Annotated in this window: 4 protein-coding genes; all 4 read left to right on the top strand. The window is 51.6% G+C overall.

Features of this window, described 5'->3' with window-relative positions; genetic code table 11:
* Positions 1-54: 54 nt before the first annotated feature.
* Positions 55-1,428 (top strand): WG repeat-containing protein, encoded by a 1,374-nt coding sequence (locus tag IE105_RS15050; protein WP_189499712.1) that lies wholly within the window; start codon positions 55-57, stop codon positions 1,426-1,428.
* Entirely contained in the window at positions 1,421-3,358 is a 1,938-nt protein-coding gene (locus tag IE105_RS15045) for an SEL1-like repeat protein (protein ID WP_189499711.1), read from the top strand. The genes IE105_RS15050 and IE105_RS15045 overlap by 8 nt, the downstream gene beginning before the upstream one ends.
* A gap of 694 nt (positions 3,359-4,052) precedes the next feature.
* Positions 4,053-5,573 carry a DNA primase family protein gene (locus tag IE105_RS15040; protein WP_189499710.1) on the top strand — a complete coding sequence of 507 codons (1,521 nt, stop codon included), beginning with the start codon at positions 4,053-4,055 and terminating at the stop codon, positions 5,571-5,573.
* A gap of 2,456 nt (positions 5,574-8,029) precedes the next feature.
* On the top strand, positions 8,030-9,497 hold a 1,468-nt coding region (locus IE105_RS15035; RefSeq protein ID WP_233354212.1), incomplete at its 3' end, for a cadherin repeat domain-containing protein.

The raw sequence follows: 9,497 nt of genomic DNA, 5'->3' as shown, positions 1-9,497 counted from the left end.
CCCTAATTTAAACTCTTCTGTATATCGAATGCGACTGCCCATAAGACACTCTCCTTGCTTCCAGTTTTACCCAACAAGGTGTCTACAAAGCTAGGGGCACATCACAAAACTGCGACGCTCGCCCGTAAAGATTTAGTCGTCTACCCTGACCTTTTAAAACGTTTTAACGACCTTAAACCACTCAAAGTCGATATATCCTACAACGCGACACTCCGTGCTGCACCCAAACAGACCTGGATCGGAAACGCCCCCCCCTATTTTAATGACGACGGAACGTTTACGCTCAATAAAACAGTGAAGGACATCACCTTATTGATCGGACGTTCAGGCAAACGAACGGAGGGGATGAGTCCAGGCAGTCCAAGCTACTTCGACTTCATGGATATTAAGAGTAGTTATCATGCAATAAATCCGGGAAAGGATGCTGAGCAACGCCTTTCGTCAACCTTTAACAACACAGCCTCAATTTATTTTTCGAATGCCCGCATTTCTGAAGTCCGGATTCCCAACCGTGAGATCAAAGAAATCTACGACGCATTTGAAAGCCGTAAAAACGACTGCACGCTGACCGTCAATAAGCAATCTTTCAAATGTATAGGAGAGGCAGTAAAATCTATTCGAGACGCCATTGTTGACGAAAATGATGCCAAAACGACTACGACGGAAGGAGATGATTTTTGGAGTGGGGAGAGCGAGGAAGAACTTATCACGGAGGCAGTAGCGTCGGAAAACCCTCAACAAGATGACTTCTGGGATCGAGTCGAAGCAAACGAAGAAGACATCGATGGGGCTACCATCCAAGATGTACCTGAGGATAGTTTTTGGACTGATAGCGCCGACAGATACAAAAATGAAGGTTCTTCAGCATTTTGGAACGGTGGAGGCGAAGCCAATACCGACGGCTTTGAAATCCAAACTGACGGCGGCACTCAAGGTGTGGTTTCGAGCCTCGGAGAGATCTTGATACCTTTTCGGATTTGGGAAGTCTTGTCTTACAAAAGCGGCTTGGCTGAAGTCCGTTTAAAGGACAAGTTGACCGGAGACTGCCACAGTTCGCTGAGTTCTCTTCAAGGCTGGGACTATGAAGTTTCCACCACTCAAATTGGCTATGTTGATGCCTCTGGCGATTGGGTAACCCCCCCAGAAGGATTTTACACAAATAAGGCAAAGGAAATAGATGGGAGAGCGCCCAGTGGTTTTAGATTAACGTCGAAATATGTTCCGCCCGCAAACGAAACAGCAAGCCAACGACGCGCTCGCGAAGCCAAAGAAGAACGATACGCCCTCAAAAGAGAGAGAGAAAAGGAACGCGCTAGAATACGCGCACGGGAAGTCGCGGCGCAATTAAATTCCTGTCAACAAGACGTCCATCGTGAGATGGAACGCATCATAGTCCGCTTGAAAAATGAAGGATATCGACATGAATAGAAGTTGGTCCGTTCTCACATTCAGTTTCCTGTTGTTCTTGTGCTGCGGAGGTTTGGCTAGCGCACAGAGCCTAGATACCAACAAAGCTAAAGCGTATTACTTCCAAGCTGAGAAAGCTCTTGGACAATCCAATTATGAGACCGCTTTAACGGCAATCACGCAAACCGAACTACTCTTAGAGGGGGAAAACCCGAAGACGGCGGCGATGAAAGTCAAAATATACTTTGGCCAAGGCGACTATATCAAAGCTAAAGCCGCCCTCGATAACTTTTATACGTACGACTCTGGTGACGCTTTAACTCGCGAAATGTCTGACTATCTCATAAAAATAGACGATAAGGTAAACGAACAGATTAGAGCAAAATTGAAAGCTGATAAAGACGCCCGTGAGGCTAAGGAACGAGCGGAGCAAGCAGCGGTAAAGGCGGAGCAAGATAAACAAGTTAAAATTCTGGCAGATGACCGCGCCAACCATAATGACTTAGAAAGAAAGTGTCTCAGTGGTAGTGGGCCGAGTTGCCTGCAGTTAGCCGTCAGATATGATTTTGGTAAATACCCAACGACCAGTGTTGATTCCCAGAAAGCAGCAAGCTTTTACGTCAAATCTTGCTACCCCAGTCAATCCGGTAAGCCTGGATATTATAGTGGGTGCGGATTTTTAGCCTCTCTTTACGACTCAAAAAAAATCGCCCCCAACCTTCGCTTTGTCGCTCCAATTTATGAAAATGACTTGAAGGATATAAAATCCCCTGATGGGAAGCATGAAGCTCTTATCCTATATAAAATGGGGTGCGGATCCCCATCTTTAAGCGATCATAGATGGGCCTGCCATAAATTAGCTGATTATCATAGAAATGGATTGCATTATGAAGCGAATATAATTTTGGCCCCAAGTCATAAGCTGGCGAGGGCTGCGTACAAGAAATCATGCGCGGCGGGCTATGAAAGAGCCTGCGAAGCCAGCGGAAACCTACCATTAGACCAGGGTGAACAGCTAGTCCTTCGGGAGGCTGAATGCAGCAAAGGCGACTTCGAGAAGTGCCAGTTGGTCGGATATTCATATCTATCATCAGGCATTCTGGTTCATAGCGTGTCTGATGATGGGTTGGCGGCGAGTATTTCTGGTGGGGGAACTGGCGAGAAAATCTCTGTCGACACTGAAAAAGCTGAGAAATACCTCTCGAAAGCATGCGAGGGAAATCAGTTTAAAAGTTGCTTCGCGTTAGGCAATTTACTTTCTAAAAAAGATGAATCAATCGCAACTGTTATCAGCGCATATGATGCCCATAAAAAGGCCTGCATTGGTAGTAAAAACTTCAACGTGTGCGACGCGCAGGAAGCTCTCCAGAGCAAGGTTGACGCGCATTTCTCTGGATACCAAGCGCAATGTCAGGCTGATGACGCCCAATCTTGCGAGAAATTGGGCGATGCGTATGATATTGGGGTCGGTGTCGATATCGATCATACCCGCGCGGCGGGCTATTTTCTCAAGGGCTGCAACCTTGGGCGAGCAAGAAGCTGCAACATTTATGGGGTTCTTCTGCGCACGGGCCAAGGTCTTCCAAAAGACCATAAAGAGGCTGTGACTTACTATATGCGTGCCTGTAAAAGCGGATACCCAAGAGCTTGTTCCAATGTGGGGGAAATGTATGCCGCGAAAGATAGCGAAGCTGGAGTCGATCTAGAAACGTCAATCGAGTATTATCAACGCGGGTGTGTGATCTACCATAAGAGGAGCTGTCTAGGGCTTTACGAGTATATCAATACATCGGTCGCATTGGATCAATATAAGAAACACCTCACGTCTCTCCGAGTGCTGAAGTTTGCCTGCGATTGGGTCGACTCTAAAATTTGTCCACTTTGGAACGATTCAGTAAACCCTAAGGTAAAAAAAAGGGTCTTGAAGAAAGAACTACCCGTTTTCAACTAAGGCTAAAAGATTCAAGAAGCACTCACGAAGACAAGGTGAGGAGAGCGTAACTCAAAATTCACGCCGTACGACCCGGTCGCGCTAAAGGCTGCCCAATGTAATCTCTATGCCTCAAATGAAACTTTTATTTAGGCCGGGGTTCTCACTAGTCTCTTGTCTCGATGCTTCTTTCCAGATCGCTTTTAATTTAATTGAGTCTTGAAAATAGCGCTCCACTCACAACTCTACCTTAACTTACATTTCGCCAATTCTTTCGGCCTAAGGAAGGCAATTCACATTAACATGACATCGCCGCTCCAAAGCCCAAATCAGCTTTGACACAAAGTCAGTATTGCGAGGCAATACGATCTATCACTTTCCGGTTTACCGGACTATCAAGCCCTTGAGCCCAAAAAAATATGGAGGGGGTTTGAAACCTTACGCTCAACCCAACTGAGGCACTCGTTTTTTCCCGCTATATATTTGAAAACAGACTAAACCTGAGCGACTTATTTTGGGCGTTTAAAGACGCCTAGCCAAGGTCCGCTCTGACAACCTGCAACTTTCTCGACCCCTCAAATCATGACCGATTATTCCGAACCATGGCAGTCTAGCGTGCTCATGTGAAATAATTCGGCGGGGATCGCGTTGGGGTTCTCCTGGGTCTGTGCATATCTCCATCTCATCATGAACCATAATGAGACTGGAGGCGTTTATGCCCTTTAATGAAGAAATATATCTACCCGCCCCGAACGAGCTTGAGCTCGCGGCCCTGCCGCTCACCGAGTTCGGCAATACGAAACGCCTGCTGGCGCGATATGGTGACGTGCTCGCCTATGGGCCCGGCGACGTCTGGTATTGTTGGTCTGGTAAACAGTGGGTGGGCGGTGAACGCGGTCGGGATAGCGCGATGGTGTTGGCGCAAAAAACAGTTGAGGCGATGGAGGATGAACTTGCCGTTCTGAAAAAACACCTGAAAAACAACGATAGCCTGACGAAACACGAAAAAGCCTTCTGTAACGTCAACCGCCTGGCTGCCCTGGAAAAATGGATCGCCCATAGTAGTGGTTTAGTCATGCTGAAGAGAATGGTGGAGCTCTCTAAGCGCCAACCTGACCAGCGCAACCACCGATGGGACACTGATCTAGACCGGATTAACCTGCAGAACGGCTCGTTGGTGTTCCACTCCCGGGACAGGGCAGATGGTAAGACTGGACGCAGTTGCGAGCCCGCGTTCTACAAACACACACCCTCCGACTATATGACGAAGATAGCCGAGGTGGCCTACGACCCAGACGCCAAGGCCCCACTGTGGGAGGCTCATCTGGAACGCTGCCTGCCAGACCCGGAAGACCGGCGCTTCTTTCAGAGATATATGGGCAGCTGCCTGACCGGACGTTGCGACGAACAGGCGTTTCTGATCCTGCAGGGGGATGGCGCGAACGGTAAAAGCACCACCATCCGGGTCTTGCAGGATCTTTTGGGCGATTACGGTGCGAGCGTGGATGTAGGGGCCTTCCTAAAGGGCGGAGGCCAGGCGCCGGGCGCAGCCACACCGCAACTGGCCCGCCTCGAGGGGCCGCGCATGGTGGTCGCCTCTGAGCCTGAGGACGGCGCCTGTTTTAACGAAGCCCGGCTCAAGACCTTTACAGGCGGGGACCGCGTGGTGGGGCGGAAACTCTATAAAGATCTCCGCGAGTTTGTACCACAACTCAAGCTCATCATCCCTTGCAATAAGCTGCCGCGTATTGGGGGCCGGAGTGAGGCGACCTGGCGGCGCGTGCATGTGCTTGAGTGGACGACCTCTATTCCCAAAGAGGCGCGCGACCCCCGTATGAAAGAGAGGTTAGCCCGTGAAAGCGCCGGCGTCCTGAACTGGATGATCCAAGGACTGATTGACTATACGGAGCAAGGCCTCGCTCCCCCTCAGAACGTGCGAGACGCGAAGTCGCGCTATAAAGGCACGGCCAGCCCCGTCGCGCGCTGGGTTGAGGAGAGATTGCAGACGGGCCTCGCCGAGGAGAACATGATCTTTCTCAAAGACCTCCATGAGAACCATGAGGCGTGGTGTGCGCGTCAGACCCTGTCGCCTCTAAAGATCCGGGCCTTCGGTCAGGCGCTGACCAAGCGCGGCATCCCTGCTGAAAGGAGCGGGGGGGATGCTGTGCGAAAGGGCGTGGCCTTGAAACACCCCAATGGCCCCAATGGCCCCAAGGGTCGGAAAGAGCCAAGATGAACGCGAACACAACTCTCCTCGCGGGCAGGATGAGCGGCGGCAAACAGAGCCGCTCAGGCAGGATAAGGGCGGTCCCGGAGGGAGAGACCCCGCCCACGACCATTGGCACAAGCTATGGAAAAAGGAGATTACATAGGGAGGCCGGTCAAAAGCCGTGCAGAAGCATGCAAACAAATGCATTAAGCATGCAAACGCAATATGGTTGCATGGCCGTTTTCCTCAATGAAAACAGATGGCTAAGGATAGGCCATGCAAAAGATGCAAACTCCCCGGGGTTAGCCCCATGCGCGGGCGCGTGCGCGTAGGTGTAACTCTTCTATTTTCTATCCTGTTTATCCTAGAGGAAGAAGAAAGAAGAAAGAAGAAAGAAGAAAGAAGAAAGAAGAAAGAGAGAGTCTAGACAGCTCGATCAGATACCGACGCCGCAGAGCTGAGGCTCAATGAGGCTGCGAGGTGACCTGAACCCGGGTGAGACCGGGATTGCCGCTGCTCAATGCCAACAAACGTCTATCGCCACACAGGGCGACCGAGAGGCTGACGCCCCAAAGCCTGGGCGCCTCGAGATGAGAGAGGCGCAAAAATTCGGCGGGGATGCGTGTGACACATGTATCGGCTTTCGATTAAACCTCTCCCCATGAAAAATATCGCGATCATCCCTTCCAAAACTTGGGGTCCTTCCTGGGGCCTTGGCCAATACGGGTTGGCAAGGCGTGTTGGGTTTTTTTTATGCGAGGTCAAAAACATGGGTGACAGGGGACACGTGACAGGTGACAAATGCGGAGTTGTCACTCAGGCTGGGCGTGCCGGTGACAAAAACCGTCTCGGGTATCGATCGAATGACACTTGGGACTTCCGCACTCGAAGGCTGGATCGCAGCACGAGGGTCTGGGACGGTGGGGTGGCCGCACTCAGGTTCAGGGGTGCCATTGGAGTCAATGCGGCGAGGAGAGCCGAGCTAGAATGTGATCATGGGTGCGGTTCAACCGAGGGATCAAAGACTTCTCAAAGATCGCGACCCTCCGGTTCAATGATGATGGCGATCGGCGCATCCCAGGGACGTCACCGACATACCGGTCGACAGCGTATGGGTTGGCTTGGGGGTCCAAAAGCGGGCTCTGAGAGAACTATTCGGTGCGCTAACCGGCCCCACTGGCCGCATGGACCCTGTCAGGCGTTTCAGGGCCTCATGAGTGGTTTGATGTTCATAGCTCGGGAATGTTTCGAAAGGGCTCTGAGGGTGCCTCTGAGCGATCTGAGGAGATGTTCTGCAGGTCATATCCTGCTGAACGTCGCGCACAAAGCTTTTTAGGTCAAACGATGCGGTCTCGCCACATCAGCGACCAAGAGATCGAAGACGGCTTGGCGATGCTAGCCTGTCTCATCGAATGGTATGGAGATGTGTATTGGCCAATCTTCGAGCGGCTTGAAAGTGAACTTCAACGCCGGAGGTCAAGGCTGGCACAACTAAGAGCGCGGCTGCCAGTCAATCATGGGGCGGCTTTGGTGTCGCCAGTTTTAGCTGACAAGGTGGTTGATTGCGCGATGACAGATTCAACACGCGGGAGAAGAAAAGATAATGTCTCGAAATTTAGGACTTAAATGTTTAGGGGGCACGGCGGCAGTCGCTTTATTGGTGGCCCGTCGTGAGCCAAAGGGTTTATCTATCGTCAACATCCAGACTACGCCGAAGGACTATACCGCGGTACAAAACAGCACCGACGCGGGCATTGTCAGGGAAACCTGTGCTTGAAGCGATGTCTAAGGGAGCTCTGATGAACCAGAATTCGTTTCGCTACTTCAAAATGTCTCGTGAAGTGATCCAGCTTTAGGAAAGCGTCGACGCTCCAGAAGTTCACCTCATCTCATGCCTCAGTTTACAATCACTTCAATCATCAGCGACATCTCGAAAGCAGAACCGGTTTCAAGGCAATGCGAGAGGCGTCTCTCGCTGAGTCGCGTCAAATGATTGTCGTGTAAGGTGTGACTTCATCTCCAAAACACGGGCACAGACGTTTAAGCTGATAATGCCATTAGGTACGTTAAAATGACGTAAATCGTTATGCTTGACATAAGATCTGTAGGCGTTACGACATTTCTTATATCGCGCCTTCCATGTCTTTAGGATACTTTAAAGATGGAATCGTCGTGACTCTCAATAAAATATTAGCGCATTAAATCTGACCGATTAGCACCCCTTTTTTTTGGGGTGATATATGCCTTTACGAGCGGTCGCCGTGCCCTGCTTTCGTAATGTCGATGGATCAATACTGGTCTGGACGGCAGCGAAGCCCCGATAATTAAAAATATAAGCCGTGTCGAGGTTCAGATTTAATCTGAAATCTAATCCCACGATTTTCTGAAAGTGCCTTTCGTCTGAGCTAATCCTCAGAACGATGCTGCTTGGCAAGAACGTGTCCCCCTCGATTTATCTGTTTTACTTTAAATCGAGCCTTTTCATGACCGCTTTCTTCGAAGACGAACCGTCCAATCAGCGCGCCACGTCCGACGCAGTCTCTACCGACGGACCCTTTTCCCGTCAGCCTAGGTCTGCACGATCAGGGGCGGTTTCGGCGGGATTAGCTTTGGGGCTGATGATCCTTGCGGATAACGCCGCTGCGCAGGCTGCCGCGCCATCAGGGTTTATCCAAGCCGATACGCTCGCAGGCATTGAATCGGTCGCGGTGCTGCCCTCGGGTTCACTCGAACTGACTATGGCGTCGGGTGACGTCATCACGGTTGCGGCAGGGTCGTTCCAGATTATCGACGGGGTGGTCTTTATGTCTGAAGCCGCGGCGACGGCGGAAGGTTTGTCAGTTGACGCGGTTGTAATGGCTGAGGGTGGATCCGGTGTCAGTGCGGGGCTATTAGCAGGAGTATTGGCCGGGGCTGTCGGAACCGTTGGGGCTGCTGCAGGTGGCGGCAGTGAGGCAACGCCGACCATTCCCGCTCCCACGAATGTTACGCCGGTCTTCTCGTTCTCGACAGATGTTTCTGTTCTTGAAAATCAAACGACTGCGTTTACAGCGGTGGCGACGGATGCCGATGGTGACGCTCTCACCTACAGCTTGTCCGGGACAGACGCCTCTTTGTTTACCATTGATCAAAGCACTGGCGAAGTCTCGTTTGTTGATGCACCGAATTTTGAAACGCCGGACGATGCAGGCACCAATAATGTCTATGACGTGACTGTGTCTGTTACCGACGGAACGGCAACGGTCACGCAGGATGTGGCCGTGACGGTGACCGATGAAGTCGAAGCCGTGACCGCGGCGGGCACAACGAGCGCAGACAGCTTCGAGGGCACGGATCTTGATGACGTTTTCACGGATGTGTCCTCCGGGGACAGTGTTTCAAGTGGCGCGGGCGATGACCGCGTGTCGGTGTCCTCGACGGATTTTACGTCGATTGACGGTGGAGTGGGTACAGACATTCTCTTTGTAGACGGCGCCGGGTTGACGCTTGATTTAAGCGTGAGCGGCGCGAATGCGGGCACGGTCACGGGTTTCGAAATTATCGACCTAACTGGTTCGGGCGATAATATCCTTGTGTTGGATGCGGCTGCGATCACCTTTCTCACTGATCAGCAAGACGGGGCGCGGAAAGGATCGGTTAACGCCAGCGACCAGGCACCCGTCTCGCAAGATGTTTCCGGCAACGCGATTATTACGGTTCGCGGTGACGAAGGGGATATTGTCGATCTAACCGCCGAGCTATTTGTCCGGGGCGTAACGGTCACAGAAGACGGGGTGAACTATACGCTCTACACAAGCGGCACGAGTACCGTGCGGGTTCAACAAAGCCTTACCGTCGACCTGAATGACGCGCCTGTCTTTACGTCGGCTGCGACCGCGTCTGTCGCCGAGAACCAGACGGCGGCCTACACAGCCACCACGACGGATGCCGACGGCAGTGCCCGAACCTATT

It is taken from the genome of Algimonas arctica, assembly GCF_014652695.1.
In the GTDB taxonomy this organism is placed as follows: Bacteria; Pseudomonadota; Alphaproteobacteria; order Caulobacterales; family Maricaulaceae; genus Litorimonas; species Litorimonas arctica.
Note: the sequence above shows the minus strand (reverse complement) of the source record. Positions and strands in the feature narration are given on the sequence as shown.